The 15,316-nt window shown below is 53.5% G+C and carries 12 protein-coding genes; 11 read left to right on the top strand and 1 reads right to left on the bottom strand.

The features are described from left to right. The first annotated feature begins 233 nt into the window (after window positions 1–233). From ric to NST08_RS12685, 11 genes are all read left to right on the top strand, one after another. Complete coding sequence (gene ric, locus NST08_RS12635; protein WP_028405539.1) at window positions 234–932, top strand: iron-sulfur cluster repair di-iron protein; 699 nt, start codon at window positions 234–236, stop codon at window positions 930–932. Between the two features lie 270 nt (window positions 933–1,202). Beyond that, the gene (locus NST08_RS12640; RefSeq protein WP_213616865.1) at window positions 1,203–4,877 is read left to right on the top strand and encodes a nitrate reductase subunit alpha; all 3,675 of its coding nucleotides are present in this window, start codon (window positions 1,203–1,205) and stop codon (window positions 4,875–4,877) included. Beyond that, entirely contained in the window at window positions 4,867–6,393 is a 1,527-nt protein-coding gene (gene narH, locus NST08_RS12645; protein WP_341341806.1) for a nitrate reductase subunit beta, read from the top strand. The genes NST08_RS12640 and narH overlap by 11 nt, the downstream gene beginning before the upstream one ends. After that, window positions 6,386–6,955: a nitrate reductase molybdenum cofactor assembly chaperone gene (gene narJ, locus NST08_RS12650; RefSeq protein WP_340900722.1), complete on the top strand. Its 570-nt coding sequence runs from the start codon at window positions 6,386–6,388 to the stop codon at window positions 6,953–6,955. Before narH ends, narJ begins: the two co-directional genes overlap by 8 nt. Then, a complete protein-coding gene (gene narI / locus NST08_RS12655; RefSeq protein ID WP_341341807.1) occupies window positions 6,952–7,644 on the top strand; it encodes a respiratory nitrate reductase subunit gamma in 693 nt (230 codons plus the stop codon). The genes narJ and narI overlap by 4 nt, the downstream gene beginning before the upstream one ends. A gap of 50 nt (window positions 7,645–7,694) precedes the next feature. Next, window positions 7,695–8,165 carry a GAF domain-containing protein gene (locus NST08_RS12660; protein ID WP_028405543.1) on the top strand — a complete coding sequence of 157 codons (471 nt, stop codon included), beginning with the start codon at window positions 7,695–7,697 and terminating at the stop codon, window positions 8,163–8,165. Next, window positions 8,162–9,241, top strand: a complete 1,080-nt coding sequence (locus NST08_RS12665; protein ID WP_028405544.1) for a sensor histidine kinase — start codon at window positions 8,162–8,164, stop codon at window positions 9,239–9,241. Before NST08_RS12660 ends, NST08_RS12665 begins: the two co-directional genes overlap by 4 nt. Beyond that, window positions 9,238–9,885, top strand: coding sequence for a response regulator transcription factor (locus NST08_RS12670; RefSeq protein ID WP_213616863.1), 648 nt, complete (start codon window positions 9,238–9,240; stop codon window positions 9,883–9,885). The genes NST08_RS12665 and NST08_RS12670 overlap by 4 nt, the downstream gene beginning before the upstream one ends. 172 nt (window positions 9,886–10,057) lie before the next feature. Continuing rightward, the gene (locus NST08_RS12675) at window positions 10,058–11,581 is read left to right on the top strand and encodes a nitrate/nitrite transporter (protein WP_341341808.1); all 1,524 of its coding nucleotides are present in this window, start codon (window positions 10,058–10,060) and stop codon (window positions 11,579–11,581) included. Between the two features lie 132 nt (window positions 11,582–11,713). Continuing rightward, a complete protein-coding gene (locus NST08_RS12680) occupies window positions 11,714–12,436 on the top strand; it encodes a YwiC-like family protein (protein ID WP_341341809.1) in 723 nt (240 codons plus the stop codon). A gap of 242 nt (window positions 12,437–12,678) precedes the next feature. Further along, window positions 12,679–13,998, top strand: a complete 1,320-nt coding sequence (locus NST08_RS12685) for an MFS transporter (RefSeq protein ID WP_341341810.1) — start codon at window positions 12,679–12,681, stop codon at window positions 13,996–13,998. Window positions 13,999–14,225: 227 nt separating this feature from the next. On the opposite strand, the gene NST08_RS12690 is transcribed toward NST08_RS12685, so the two are convergent. Beyond that, on the bottom strand, window positions 14,226–15,143 hold the full coding sequence (locus NST08_RS12690) for an aldo/keto reductase (protein WP_341341811.1): 918 nt from the start codon (window positions 15,141–15,143) through the stop codon (window positions 14,226–14,228). Between the last annotated feature and the right edge of the window lie 173 nt (window positions 15,144–15,316).

Consider the following 15,316-nt stretch of genomic DNA (forward strand, 5'->3'; position numbering starts at 1 on the left):
CTTTAAAATTTGAACAGGAACATTTACAGGTACATTTTAAAGGCTTGCCGTTTCCTTTAGGGCTCCATACAGGGTTTGAATGGGTGCTTCTGCTTCGGGGCCTGCCGTTCACAATTTGTCCCCAATCCGTATGACTGCAATCACTGATGCGGATTAAAGGGCTGTCTATACTTGAGGCGTGAGAAACGGCCAGCAGCTAAGCTATGGCCACAAATGACAGGAGGTTGTTTTCTATGAGCACCATTACGCTTCATACCCATGTCTCGGATATCGTTTCCTCCGTGCCTCAGACGGCTGATTTATTCCGTTCGCTTCGCATCGATTTTTGCTGCGGCGGCCAGATTCCCTTGGAGAATGCGGCCGCACAGCGGCAGCTGGATCCCGAAGCTGTCCTGAATCAGGTCAAGCTGCTTCAGGACAAATTTGAGAAATACCAGGAGAGCCGTCCGGCCTCCCTGGGCGCTCTTGAGCTCATCGAGCACATTCAGCATAAGCATCATGCATTCTTGCGTGATGAATTGCCGGCTCTGACCCCATATGTTACTAAGCTTGCCCGTGTCCACGGAGAACGGCATCCTGAGCTTTTGCGGGTTCAAGAGCTGTTCACGCAGCTCAAGAAGGAACTGCTGGAGCACACGCAGGATGAAGATCAGAATGTCTTCCCGCTTATGGTCCGGGTCATCACCGAATCCAAGACGGATGCTGGACAGCAATTGCTGCCCCTGATAACCGGGCTTGAGGAGGAGCACTCCAGTGCAGGCGGCATATTGCAGGAGCTTCGAGAGGTCACCAATGATTGGGAGCTGCCGGATGATGCATGCGGCACATACAGACTTGTCTACCAACGCCTTGCGGGTCTTGAGAAAGACACCTATGAGCATATCCATTTGGAGAACAACGTTCTGTTCCAAGAGATTCGCACGCTCCTATAGCAATGCCCATCCTGTTATTATAGATACCCATTCAAGAGCCTTTGCCCGCCGGGCAGGGGTTCTTTTTGCATCTGCATCTTCCCAAGATGGGGACCCCAGTGCGTGCCTGAAAAAAGGCTGCCGCCAGCATGACCAGGGATTTCCCCTGCGAATATAGGAGTTTCCCTAGTAGGATGCCTCCAGCGATACCTGCATAATGAATGCATACGAATGGACGATACATGGATTCCCCAACCATGGTCATTCAAGCAGAAGGAGTTGACGCGTCCTATGAAACGCAAATCGGGACTGACATTCTTCAAAAGAGTGGAGAGCTACTCGGACAATTGGTCCGTCCTGGAAGAGAAAAGCCGGGAATGGGAGGATATGTACCGCAAGCGCTGGTCGCACGATAAGGTCGTTCGGACGACCCACGGCGTAAACTGTACCGGCTCCTGCAGCTGGAAGGTGTTCGTGAAGAACGGAATCATTACCTGGGAGAACCAGCAGATCGATTATCCGTCATGCGGTCCGGATATGCCGGAATTTGAGCCGCGAGGCTGTCCGCGTGGTGCCTCATTCTCATGGTATGAGTACAGTCCGCTTCGAATTAAATACCCTTATATCCGAGGTAAGCTTTGGCGGATGTGGAGCAAGGCTTTGGAGTTGCACGAGGATCCGGTTGCGGCTTGGGCCAGCATTGTGGAGGACCCGGATCAAGCCAAGGCTTACAAGCAGGCTCGAGGAAAAGGAGGGCATGTGCGCGTAACTTGGCCGGATGCAACAAAGCTCATCTCCGCACAGCTGATCTATACAATTCGTAAATACGGCCCCGACCGGATTGCCGGATTTACCCCGATTCCGGCGATGTCGATGATCAGTTATGCGTCAGGAGCCCGGTTTATTTCCTTGCTGGGCGGAGAAATGCTCAGCTTTTATGATTGGTATGCGGATCTTCCGCCCGCCTCGCCGCAAATCTGGGGGGAGCAGACCGACGTTCCGGAGTCCAGCGATTGGTACAATGCCGGCTACCTCATCATGTGGGGCTCCAATGTGCCGTTGACCCGGACGCCGGATGCACACTTTATGACCGAGGTGCGTTACAAGGGAACTAAGGTCGTGTCCGTGGCTCCGGATTACGCGGAGAATGTGAAATTCGCCGATAACTGGCTCGCACCGAATCCTGGAACGGACGCAGCTCTTGCCCAGGCAATGACGCATGTTATCTTAAACGAATATTATCGGGAGCGCGCGGAGCCGATGTTCCTGAATTATGCGAAGCAGTATACCGACATGCCGTTCTTGATCATGCTCGATGCGCATGGAGACAGCTTGAAAGCCGGACGTTTCTTGCGGGCAAGCGATCTGGGAGACGCCTCGCCGAATGCCGAGTGGAAGCCGGTTATTCTGGACGCGGAAACGGGTGAAATCATCGTCCCGAACGGCACGATTGGCCAGCGCTGGGAGCAGGGAGAGAAATGGAATTTAATGCTGGAGCGGGAAGACGGGACACGAATCGAACCGGCTCTTTCGATGGAAGGTCATAATGCGGATTGGCATAACATTTGTTTTCCCTATTTCGATTCCAGCGGCAGCGGGATATTCGAACGGATGATTCCTGCAAGGACGGTGCGTTTGGCCGATGGAACAACATGTCTCGCGACGACTGTCTATGACTTGATGCTCAGCCAGTATGGAATCCGGCGGGTCGGGAGCGAGCTCGAGGCGGCAAATTACGAGGATGCAAGCTCGTATTATACGCCGGCATGGCAGGAGGCGATCACTGGTGTAAAAGCCTCGGTCGTCATTCAGATCGCCCGCGAATTCGCCCAGAACGCGCTGGATACCGGCGGCCGGTCCATGATTATCATGGGGGCCGGGATCAACCATTGGTTCAACAGCGACACGATATATCGCTCCATCTTGAATCTGGTGATCCTTACGGCATCCCAGGGAGTGAATGGCGGGGGCTGGGCGCATTATGTAGGCCAGGAGAAATGCCGGCCGATCGAGGGCTGGTCGACTGTCGCCTTCGCCAAAGACTGGCAAGGACCTCCGCGCCAGCAGAATGCGACCTCCTTCTTCTATTTCGCCACCGACCAGTGGAAATATGAGGAGTCGGGGGCGGATGCGCTGAAATCCCCGACCGGCGGGGATATCCGGTACCGCCATCCTGCTGATTATAACGTATTGGCTGCACGGCTCGGGTGGCTGCCTTCCTATCCGCAGTTTAACAAGAGCAGCCTTGCTTTTGCGGAAGAGGCGGAGAGAGAAGGGAAGAGCACAGCTGATGAGATCGTTCGGCATGCGCTTGATCAGCTGGTTAAAGGTGAGACGCGATTTGCGATTGAGGATCCCGATGCTCCGGAGAACTTCCCCCGCTCGCTGTTCGTATGGCGTTCAAATCTGATATCCAGCTCGGCAAAAGGTCAGGAATACTTCATGAAGCACCTGCTGGGCGCCTCCGACAATCTTCTGTCGGAGCCGAATGAAGAAGAAAAGCCGGAGGAAGTGGCGTGGCATGGCGATGTGGAGGGCAAGCTGGATCTGCTTGTTGCGCTTGATTTCCGAATGACAGCCACGCCGATGTACGCAGACGTGGTGCTCCCTGCAGCAACCTGGTATGAGAAGACGGATTTATCCTCAACGGATATGCATCCATTCGTCCATCCGTTTAATCCTGCGGTAGACCCGCTCTGGGAATCGCGTTCGGACTGGGACATTTATCGAACGATCGCCAAAGATTTCTCGGAGATGGCCAAGACCCATCTGCCGGGCGTGTACAAGGATCTGGTTGCTACTCCGCTTGCCCATGACAGCAAAGGGGAAATCTCGCAGCCATTCGGTATGGTTAAGGATTGGAAGGCCGGTGAGGCCCAGGCGATACCGGGAATAACGATGCCGAATTTGACGGTGGTCGAACGTGATTATACGCAAATTTACGATAAATTTATCACGCTTGGTCCGAACTTGGCCGCCGGCAAGGTCGGCGCCCACGGCGTGAGCTTCCCGGTGGCTGAGGAATTCGACGAGCTGAAACGAATCAACGGGACGTACCAGGATGGAACGATCAAGGATGGGCTGCCCAAACTGTACACGGCCCGGCACGCAGCGGATGTCATCCTGAATATATCATCAGCCACGAACGGGAGGGTTTCCCAGCGAGCTTGGGAGGCGATGGAGGAAGACACCGGCATCAAGCTGAAGGATATTTCCGCAGACCGGGCAGCAGAGCGAATCACCTTCCAGAGCATAACCGCTCAGCCGCGCGAGGTCATCCCGACCCCGGTGTTCAGCGGTTCCAACAAAATGGGCAGGAGATACTCGCCGTTTACGACGAATATCGAACGTTTGGTTCCATTCCGTACGCTAACAGGAAGACAGCACTATTACATCGACCATGAGCTGTTTCTGCAGTTCGGCGAAGCGCTGCCGGTCTACAAGCCGACGCTTCCGCCGATGGTGATGGGTCCCCGCGACAAGCAGGTCGCCGGCGGGAAGGATGCACTTGTTCTCCGGTATCTAACACCGCACGGGAAGTGGAACATTCACAGCACCTATCAGGATAATCTGCATATGCTGACGCTTTTCCGCGGCGGGCCGACGGTATGGATCAACAATGATGACGCGGATGCTCATGATATTCAGGACAACGATTGGCTCGAGGTATACAACCGTAACGGGGTCGTTACCGCACGGGCGGTTGTCAGCCACCGGATGCCGAAGGGCACGATGTACATGTACCACGCCCAGGATAAGCACATCAATGTGCCGGGCTCGGAGATTACGAAGGACCGCGGCGGCAGTCATAATGCGCCCACGCGGATTCACGTGAAGCCGACCCAGATGGTGGGAGGCTACGCGCAGCTCAGCTATGGCTTCAACTATTACGGACCGATCGGAAATCAGCGGGATGTGTACGTGGCTGTCCGCAAAATGAAAGAGGTGGATTGGCTTGAAAATTAAAGCACAGGTCGCCATGGTCATGAATTTGGATAAATGCATCGGCTGCCACACCTGCAGCGTGACTTGCAAGAGCACCTGGACCAATAGACCGGGCGCTGAATATATGTGGTTCAACAATGTGGAGACGAAGCTCGGCGTCGGTTACCCCTTCCGCTGGGAGGATCAGGAGAAATACAAAGGCGGCTGGACGCTGAACAAAGGCAAGCTGGAGCTCAAATCCGGCAGCAGATTGTCCAAAATCGCGCTCGGCAAAATCTTCTACAATCCCGATATGCCGGAAATGAAGGACTATTATGAGCCTTGGACTTATAACTATGAGCATCTGACCGCATCGGGGGAGAAGAAGCATCAGCCGGTCGCCCGGCCGAAATCGGCCGTGACAGGTGAGACGATGGATTTGGAATGGGGACCGAACTGGGAAGACGATTTGGCTGGTGCCCATGTAACGGGGCCGCTGGATCCGAATATTGAGAAGATCGAAGAAGAAATCAAGTTCAACTTCGAGCAATCGTTCATGGTGTATTTGCCCCGCCTGTGCGAGCACTGCCTGAACCCAAGCTGCGTCGCTTCCTGCCCGTCCGGAGCGATGTACAAGCGCGATGAGGACGGCATCGTGCTGGTGGACCAGGAAGCATGCCGGGGCTGGAGATATTGCATGACAGGCTGTCCGTACAAAAAAGTCTACTTCAACTGGAAAACGAACAAGGCGGAGAAATGCACCTTCTGCTTTCCTAGAATCGAGGCTGGACTGCCGACGGTATGCTCCGAAACGTGCACCGGGCGGATTCGTTATCTGGGCGTGCTGCTCTATGACGCAGACCGAGTTCAGGAAGTCGCGTCTACTCCCGACGAGCAGGATTTATACGAAGCGCAGTGCAGTTTGTTCTTGGATCCGCACGATCCTGGGGTCATCCGGCAGGCGCGGGCGGACGGGATCGCCGAAGAGTGGATCGAGGCGGCGCAGCAATCCCCGGTGTATAAGCTCGCAATCGAATACAAGCTGGCATTCCCGCTTCACCCGGAATATCGGACATTGCCGATGGTATGGTATGTTCCGCCGCTTAGTCCGATTATGAATGTGTTTGAGGGCAAGGATTCCGTAGCGAATCCGGATCTGATCTTTCCGGCGATCGAGGAAATGCGCACGCCGATCCAATATTTAGCGAACCTGCTGACGGCAGGAGATACCGCCGTAGTCAAAGGAGCGCTGCAGCGAATGGCGATGATGCGTTCCTACATGCGGGCCGAATCCTCGGGAGCCGAATACGATGACAGCCGATTGGAGCGGGTAGGGCTTACCACGCAGCAGGTGAAGGAAATGTACCGCTTGCTGGCTATCGCAAAATACGAAGACCGGTTTGTCATCCCAACCTCGCATAAGGAGCAGCATCTGGACGTGTACCGCTCACAGGGATTTGAAGGCTTTGAGTCGGGCTGCGGGCCGGATAATCCTTTCGATAAGAGCGGCAAGGAGTTGTATGAAGAAAACTTCTACGGGGGGATATGGCGTGATTGATCTTGATAAGCTCCAGATGCAGCAACCGTCATTCGGTTTTTTTGCACGGCATCTCACCTATCCGGATAAACTGGACTTTCACCCTTCGCTCTTGGAGGAGGCCTGGGATGCGGGCCACCCGGCTTATGCTTCAATCAAGCGATATTGGGACAGCATGCATGAGTTCAGCTTGGAGCAGATTGAAGAATTGTATGTTCAGACGTTTGACTTTCAAAAAAAGACGACCCTGTACATGACCTATTTCAAGATGGAGGACAGCAGGGAGCGGGGGCAAATGCTTGTCAGGCTAAAGGAGACCTACGAGCTGTTCGGTCTGGAAATAGCCAGCTCCGAGCTCTCGGATTATCTGCCCCTGATGTGTGAATTTCTATATGCCGCCCGGTGGGAAGGGCACAGGAAGGAAGCGACGGAGAGCCTGTCCCTTATGCTGGCGGTCTTGGAGGACGGAACGTATCATCTGTTGAAGGAGCTGGATCGGCTGGACAGCCCGTACTCCGGATTAATACGTGCGCTTCGCGACACGCTCAAAATGTGCACGATTCAGGAGGCGGAGCTCGGATGAACATGATGGATCAGCTCTTGTGGGTCATTGTCCCTTATGTCTGCATCGTGGTCTTTATTGTCGGACATATCTACAGATACCGGACCGATCAGTTTAACTGGACGGCCAAATCCAGCGAGTTTATCGAGAAGAAGCGGCTGAAAGCAGGCAGCCTGATGTTCCATCTGGGCATCATCCCGGTCATCGGGGGACATGTCGCGGGACTCGGCATCCCCCAGTCCTGGATGGAGGCGGTCGGCGTTAATGAGCATTTGTACCATATCGGAGCGGTGTATGTCGGCGGCGCTTTCGGCATGCTGACATTGGCAGGCATGGTTCTGCTGACATCGCGCAGGTTTACGATGCGAAGCGTTCGGAAGCTCAGCACGGCGTCGGATCTGATCGTCAATGTGCTGCTGCTGTTCATCATTATTATGGGGATGTATAGTACGCTCGTTACGAATGCAGTGGAGCCGGATTTCAATTACCGGGAGACGATATCGGTATGGTTCCGCCAATTGTTCGTCCTTCGTCCGGATGCGTCACTAATGACAGAGGTGCCTTTGTCTTTCAAAATCCACATTCTGGCCGGGCTCGGTATTTTCGCTTTATGGCCGTTCACCCGTCTTGTCCATGTCTGGAGCGTTCCGTTGAATTATGTCGGAAGAAGATATATCCTTTATAGGAAGCACCGTAAATATGAATCGTAGACGAGAGAAGGCTTTGCGGCCTTCTTTTCTACATCAGAGGAGTTAGGGCTATGACGGTAATAGAACAGTCTGGCTATGATTATCAGCTGGAAATCGATAGGCTGCGGGATCGGTTTCAATTCGATTTCGTGTCGCTAGCGCTCGTCCAGCCTGCCGAAGACCGGTTTGTGCTGACGTGGCAGTATGCTTCAGGCAATCACAATGAGCGGTTTAAACGGATCGTGCTCCATTCGGGCAAAGGCGTCGCCGGAATTGTGTTCAAGACCGGAAAATCGATGCTCATTCAAAACGTTAACGCCGATATTGGTGCACGCGACTTATTTAATTTTCCGATCATTGCCGCCGAGAAGCTCAAGAGTCTGGGGGCCCTTCCGCTGTGGGTGGAGGCCCGGGTAATGGGCGTTTTGCTGGCCGGGTTCCGGGAGGAGAACCGGATGAATCCGGCGGTTTTTAACGATTTCCGGGAGCAGCTCGGGGTGACGTTTGGAGCTTTTCGGATCAGGGAGGTGTCGCAGACTTGATTACCATGACCGGGGATCGATTGAGCGAAATGCTGGATAAGCTGTACCGGAACGGTACGGAAGCCATCTTCTTTATGGATCAAAAAGGCGGCGTTGTCGGCATGAATCCGGCTGCCGAGCGGATTCTGGAGGTCGATGTCATTGAGCGGATTCAGTCGGGGATTGACGACTCGTTCTGTCAAACCTGCGAGGGATACACGGATGAACAGGAGCTGATGTCCTGCTCCCGATGCTATTTGAATTATCCTAAGGGAGAGTTTTCTTCCTTTCAAGTATATCTAAGGACAAGGGACGAAGGCATCGTGCCGTTCGCGGCAAGCTATCATACGATCGACGAAGAACAGGGCATCCGCGTATTGATGCTGCTTGATCTTACCAAACAGCTGAAGACGCAGGAAATGCTGCAGCGTAACCATATGCTGAAATACGTGATCAAAGCCCAGGAGGATGAACGCAAGCGGATTTCCCGTGAGCTGCATGACAGCGTCGCGCAGGAGCTCCTCAGCTCCCTGGTGGATTTGCGCGTGCTGAAATACATGAACGTAAGCGATGATGTGCTCAATAAAATCCAGCAGACGGAGCAGTCCTTGACGCGGCTGCTGGACGATATTCGGCATTTATCGGTAGAGCTTCGTCCCGCATCGCTGGACGATCTGGGCCTCGAAGCTGCGTTCAGATCGCACTTTAAATGGATGGAGAAGAATTATGGCCTGCTTGTGCATTTTTCCGCCGAGCTTGCGGCAGCCCGGTACAGCAACGAAATCGAGACCGTCGTTTACCGGGTATGCCAGGAGGCCGTGCTTAATGCGCTAAAGTATTCCGGGCTGGATGAGGTTCATGTGCGGCTGTGGGAGGAGAATGGGGTGCTTCAGCTGACCGTCCGGGATGAGGGCGTCGGCTTTAATATGTTTATTAACGAGGCGCAAGGGACCGGGCTCGGATTGTACGGCATGAGGGAGCGCGCGGAGCTGGTTGGCGGGCAGTTTACGCTGACTTCGTCGGCAGGCGCAGGCACAACGGTGCAGCTCAGTGTACCACTGTCTCAAGATGTAATGCAGGAGGGGGACCGTTCATGAAGATTGTCATTGCCGACGACCATGCCGTCGTTCGCAGCGGGTTCTCGATGATTATCAACTATCAAGAGGACATGGAGGTTGTAGCTACGGCAGCGGACGGGCTGGAAGCATACGCGATGGTAGCCAAACACAGGCCCGATGTGCTGTTGATGGACCTGAGCATGCCGCCTGGCGAGAGCGGACTTATCGCAACCGGCAAAATCAGTGCCGATTATCCAGACACCAAGATTATCGTTCTGACCATGTACGACGATGAGGATTATCTGTTTCATGTGTTGAAGAACGGCGCGTCTGGATATGTTCTCAAGAACGCGCCGGATGATGAGCTGATCTCCGCCATACGGATGGTCTACGCCGGAGGCACGTACATTCATCCGCAGATGGCAACTTCACTGGTGCGGGAATTTATCAAGAAGGACAGCGAAAGTCCCGAGCAGGATCCGCTTAGCAGTCTTTCGCAGCGGGAGCTTGAGATTTTGCCTTTGATTGCCAAGGGTTACGGGAATAAAGAGATCGCGGAGATGCTGTATGTATCCGTGAAGACGGTAGAGGCGCACAAAGCGAAAATTATGGAGAAGCTCAATTTAAAGAGCCGGCCCCAGCTGGTTGAATATGCGCTCAAGAAGAAGCTGCTGGATTTCTGATACTGCTACGGACATTAGCCGTCGAAGGGAAACCATCTGCCTATGAATAGGGAAGTTCCTTGTCAAGGATCAGGGAACTTCCCTATTATCTTTGTGAATACATGCACTTACAATGGAATTGGGGATCCATGATACGAAAGCCATTCATTTTTCGAGAGAAAAGGTGATGGGGATGATCAAAAAAATGCAGCTGCCGCTGCAAACGATGAATCTGGTGCTCGGTTTTATGGTATGGGTGATCATATCCGCGCTGCTGCCGTTTATCCGCGAGGATATTCCGGTTCCTGCTGACCGCGTTGCCATCCTGACGGCCATTCCGGTGGTGCTGGGCTCCGTGCTGCGCATTCCGCTCGGCTATTATGCCAATATCGTCGGGGCAAGAGTTGTATTCATCGTCAGCTTTATCGCGCTTTTATTTCCGGTATATCTTATCAGCTCGGCTTCCACGTTTACCCATCTTGTGATCGGAGGGCTGTTCCTCGGCATCGGCGGCGCCGTATTCTCCGTCGGCGTCACCTCGCTTCCCAAATATTATGCCAAAGAAAAGCTTGGGCTGGTGAACGGCATTTACGGCATGGGCAACCTGGGCACCGCCGTAACGACTTTTGCCGCACCGGTGATTGCCACGCAGATCGGCTGGTCGAAAACGGTGAAACTGTATCTGGTTCTGCTGCTAATCTTTGCGGGGTTGAACGTGTTCTTGGGAGACCGCAAGGAAGTCATGGTTCGGACACCGATCATGGAACAGATTCGGGGCGTGTACAAGAACGACAAGCTGTGGTATTTCTCGCTCTTTTATTTTATTACCTTCGGTTCATTTGTCGCATTTACCGTCTACCTGCCGAACTTCTTGGTCACGCATTTCGAGCTTGCCAAGGTCGATGCGGGACTCCGCACTGCAGGATTCATTTTGCTTGCAACATTGATGCGGCCGATCGGCGGCTTTCTTGCCGACAAATTCAAACCGCTGTTCCTGCTGATGGGCGTGTTTATCGGACTTACGGTTGCTGCGATCCTTTTGGCATTCTCTCCGTCGATCGGTTTATATACCGTCGGTTGTTTAACGATTGCGGTCGGTGCGGGACTGGGAAACGGAATCATCTTCAAGCTGGTTCCGCTGTATTTCAACAAGCAGGCCGGGATCGTGAACGGCATCGTGTCCATGATGGGCGGTCTCGGCGGTTTCTTTCCGCCGCTGATGCTGTCGTTCATCCATTCGGTTACGGGTCAGTATGCGATCGGATTCATGGCCTTATCTCAAGTAGCCCTCGCCAGCTTTATCATCGTCGTCTGGATGTACTTTCAGGACAAACTTTCGGTCTCCTCGAAGGTGTTTAACTCGACAGGCCAAGGCATTCTTGTCACGGATCCGAATGGAAAAATCCATGCGGTCAATCCAGCATTCACTGCGCTGACGGGATATACCGAGGAAGAGGTGGTCGGGAGAAATCCGAGCATCCTGAAATCCGGACGTCAATCTAAGGACTTCTATACCGAGATGTGGACGGAAATTGCAGAACGGGGCAGCTGGCAGGGTGAAATTTGGAACCGCAGAAAGAACGGGGAAGAGTATCTTGAACTGCTTACGATCAATGCCGTAAAGGACGAAACGGGAGATATTATTCATTATGTAGGCACATTCAGCGACATTACGGAACAAGCGGCAGCGGGCCGAGCAACGGCACGGACAACGTAGGGGCAGGAGCGTCATCGCTGCGGCAGTGATTCCTTGATGAAGCGAAAGCCTTGGGAAAACCTGCAAGTATCTTCAAACATTTGTTGCCTGGAGTCAGGATCGAATATCAGTTGGAAAGCGCAGGGGAGAAGGATGAACCGAACGAAGATCGTGATACCGCGGGAACACGGAGGATGGGCGATGCTCATCGTCCCCTATATGATCGGAATGACGGCGGCCAAGCCAACCGTTCTGCATGTTCCGCTGTTTTTGGCATGGCTGCTGCTGTATTTCGCTTTGTATCCATTGTTACAATCGCTCAAGAGGAAAAAACAGACCTCAGAGGTGTATTGGGGAATCGGGTACGCTGCAGCCGGAGCGGTGTTTCTCATTCCCGTCATCTGGCATGCCCCGTGGATGCTGTGGTTCGCCCCGGTGCTGCTTGCATTGATCACCGTTAACATATGGCATGTCGTACGGCGCAAGGAGCGTGCGCTTCTGAATGATCTATGCGCGATTCTGCTGTTCTGCACAGGCGGTGCGGCTGCCTATATGCTTGGCGGCGGAACTGTCGGTAAAGAGCTGGCGGTTGTAGCCCTGGTGAATGTGGTCTATTTTGCCGGCACCGTTTTCTTCGTGAAATCCGTCTTCAGAGAACGGAAGAACAAGCGGTATACGGTCTATTCGCGGGCGTATCATGTCGCTGCGCCGGCCGTTCCTCTGATCCTCGGCTTACCCTGGCTCGCTGCTGCGTTTCTGTTTCCGCTTTGCCGAAGCTGGCTGTTTTCCGGAAAAGTCATCAAGCCGATGAATGTTGGCATTATCGAAATTATAGGTTCCGTGCAATTTTTAGGGATCAGCATGATGGTTCTTTAACCGTAAAGGGGGCAGCTCGCTGTGAACGCCTCCCAGGCAGCCGGCATTTGTCAGGGGTGGCGGGGGAAGGTCGAAGAACACAATTTGATCCCATACAAAGCCAAACAGCCTTGGGTGCATCGACCACCGAAGGCTGTTTTTCGTGCCGGATTCCATCAGGGGACATCTTTTGAAAAAAACAGGGTAGCGAGGAGAGAAATCTATGGTATTCTGAGGAATAGCATACGAAAGGGGAGCGGATCATGCCGAAACTACCGGAACGTTCTGGAAGAGAACAAGCACTTCCAAAGATTCAGAAGTACATAGAATCTCCCGTTCTTCAAGAACGGCTGTACAAGCGAACGCTTATTATCGTGATCCTGTCGCAAATATTCGGCGGAGCGGGGCTAGCGGCAGGCTTAACCGTCGGAGCGCTGCTTGCCCAGGAAATGCTTAAAACCGCTAGCTTTGCGGGTATTCCAGCCGCACTGATAACGGTAGGCTCCGCGCTAGGTGCTTGGTATGTCGGACGGCTTAGTCAGCGTTTCGGGCGGGGGCCGGGTCTCGCAACAGGGTTCCTTGCCGGCGGGATTGGAGCAATCGGGGTCATTATTGCAGCGTCCTTACAGAACATCATTCTGCTGTTTGCTTCATTGCTGATCTACGGTGTAGGCACAGCCACTAATTTGCAAGCGAGATATGCAGGGACGGATCTGGCTAAGCCTTCACAGCGTACATCGGCGGTCAGTGTGGCAATGGTATCGACGACATTCGGCGCTGTTGCCGGCCCCAATCTGGTCAATGTGATGGGCCGGGCCGCAGAGTCGATCGGCGTGCCCGCTTTAGCGGGACCGTTTATCCTAGCAGCTGCGGCATTCATACTGGCAGGCCTGGTGCTGCTGGTGTTGCTTCGTCCCGACCCTTACGCTATAGCGCAAGCGATCGCTCAAGCGAACCGTACCAGCTCTGGGCCATCTTCGGATTCAACAACTGGGGACGGGAACAAACGGGGGCTCGTGGTCGGGACAGCCGTGATGATATTGACTCAAGTGGTGATGATCTCCATCATGACCATGACGCCGGTCCACATGAAGCATCACGGTCACGGACTAGGTGCTGTCGGCTTAGTGATCGGCATCCATATCGGGGCCATGTATCTCCCGTCGCTCATTACCGGTTATCTCGTGGATAAAGTGGGACGGCTTGCCATGTCCATCGCATCCGGCATGGTCCTGTTGATCTCCGGGATCTTGGCAGCGTTCGCGCCGGCCGATTCGCTTGTGCTGCTCATCCTTGCCCTCGCCTTGCTTGGCGTAGGCTGGAACCTGGGCTTGATCAGCGGAACGGCGATGATCGTTGACGCTACGCATCCAACTACCCGGGCTAAGACGCAGGGAACGATTGATGTGCTGATTGCCCTTGCCGGCGCTTCGGGCGGCGCGTTGTCCGGCGTGGTCGCAGCCAGCACGAGCTACAGCACGCTTTCGCTGGCCGGAGGCTTGCTATCGCTGGTATTGATCCCAGTCTGCCTGGGATCGATCAAGCTGGGTAAAACGGCAGCGCAATCAAGCAAAAGCGCTTAATCCGGCAACGGGTTTCATAGGAATAAAACAGCCTCCGGTCTGCTTGGTCCGGAGGCTGTTTTTACGCTGACAGAGTTTATGATTCGGCAGTGCTTGCGCTCTGACCGTAATTATGAACTGACAGTGCTAATGTACTGCAGTGCTTATGCTCTGACTGTAATTATGAGCTGTCAGTGCTAATGTTCTACAGTGTTTATGCTCTGACCGTAATTATGTTCTGCTAGCGCTTATGGAAGAATATTGCCTGCCGCGCGGTAGATCGCATACCATTCCTCACGCGTCAGCACGATATCGCTCGCCTTGATGCAGTCCTTTAAGCGATCGATATTCATTGTGCCGATCACGGGCTGCATGCGGGCAGGGTGGCGAAGCAGCCAGGCAATGGCGATGGTTGTATTGCTTACGCCATATTTTTCTGCGATCTCATCGATCTGCCGGTTCAGCTCAGGGAATTTGTCGCTTCCCAAGAATACCCCTTCGAAAAATCCGTATTGGAATGGGGACCATGGCTGAATCGTAATATCATGCAGCCTGCAGAAGTCCAGCACGCTGCCGTCGCGGTTGACGGCGGATTCATTCTCCATATTCACATTGATTCCGCTTGAAATCATGGTGGCATTCGTGATGCTGAGCTGAAGCTGGTTAGCCACGATCGGCTGCTTCACGGCTTTTTTCAGCAGCTGAATCTGCATCGGGTTTTGATTGGATACACCGAAGTGTCTTACTTTGCCCGAGCGCTCAAGCTGATCAAATGCTTCGGCAACCTCTTCCGGCTCAACAAGGGCATCCGGACGGTGCAGGAGCAGCACATCGAGGTATTCGGTGTTCAGTCTTTTCAAAATGCCGTCAACCGAATTCAGAATATGCTCTTTCGAAAAGTCGAACATCCCTTGACGAATCCCGCATTTCGACTGCAGAATGATCTGCTCGCGGACGCTCGCACTCATATGTATAGCTTCGGAGAAGATTTCCTCGCAGGCTCCGCCGCCGTAAATGTCGGCATGGTCGAAAAAGTTGGCCCCTTCCTCAAGCGCCGTTAGAACGAAACGCTCGGCCTCCGCTTTATCCAGCGAATTTATTCGCATACAGCCCACGGCTACGACAGGTACTTCAAGCGAACTGCTTCCAAGTTTAATCGTTTTCAAATCAAGACCCTCCGATTCATTGTAGGTTTAGTTGCTGTGGCAAAAGTCTCTCTTGTTATTGTGACATGTTCAAAGGAGGTTGTACAAGAGTTATTTGTCCTAAACAACTCCGACATCGTGCAGCGCTTCGTACCATGGATACGGATTGGGAGGATTATTCGTCCAGACTCTTG

This window comes from Paenibacillus sp. FSL K6-1566 (genome assembly GCF_038050475.1).
In the GTDB taxonomy this organism is placed as follows: Bacteria; Bacillota; Bacilli; order Paenibacillales; family Paenibacillaceae; genus Paenibacillus_AQ; species Paenibacillus_AQ lactis.

Bases quoted from the DNA above. Each gene is read 5' to 3' on its own strand.
- ric (WP_028405539.1), top strand. From the start codon at position 234: ATGAGCACCATTACGCTTCATACCCATGTCTCGGATATCGTTTCCTCC.
- NST08_RS12640 (WP_213616865.1), top strand. From the start codon at position 1,203: ATGAAACGCAAATCGGGACTGACATTCTTCAAAAGAGTGGAGAGCTAC.
- narI (WP_341341807.1), top strand. From the start codon at position 6,952: ATGAACATGATGGATCAGCTCTTGTGGGTCATTGTCCCTTATGTCTGC.
- NST08_RS12660 (WP_028405543.1), top strand. From the start codon at position 7,695: ATGACGGTAATAGAACAGTCTGGCTATGATTATCAGCTGGAAATCGAT.
- NST08_RS12670 (WP_213616863.1), top strand. From the start codon at position 9,238: ATGAAGATTGTCATTGCCGACGACCATGCCGTCGTTCGCAGCGGGTTC.
- NST08_RS12675 (WP_341341808.1), top strand. From the start codon at position 10,058: ATGATCAAAAAAATGCAGCTGCCGCTGCAAACGATGAATCTGGTGCTC.
- NST08_RS12680 (WP_341341809.1), top strand. From the start codon at position 11,714: ATGAACCGAACGAAGATCGTGATACCGCGGGAACACGGAGGATGGGCG.
- NST08_RS12685 (WP_341341810.1), top strand. From the start codon at position 12,679: ATGCCGAAACTACCGGAACGTTCTGGAAGAGAACAAGCACTTCCAAAG.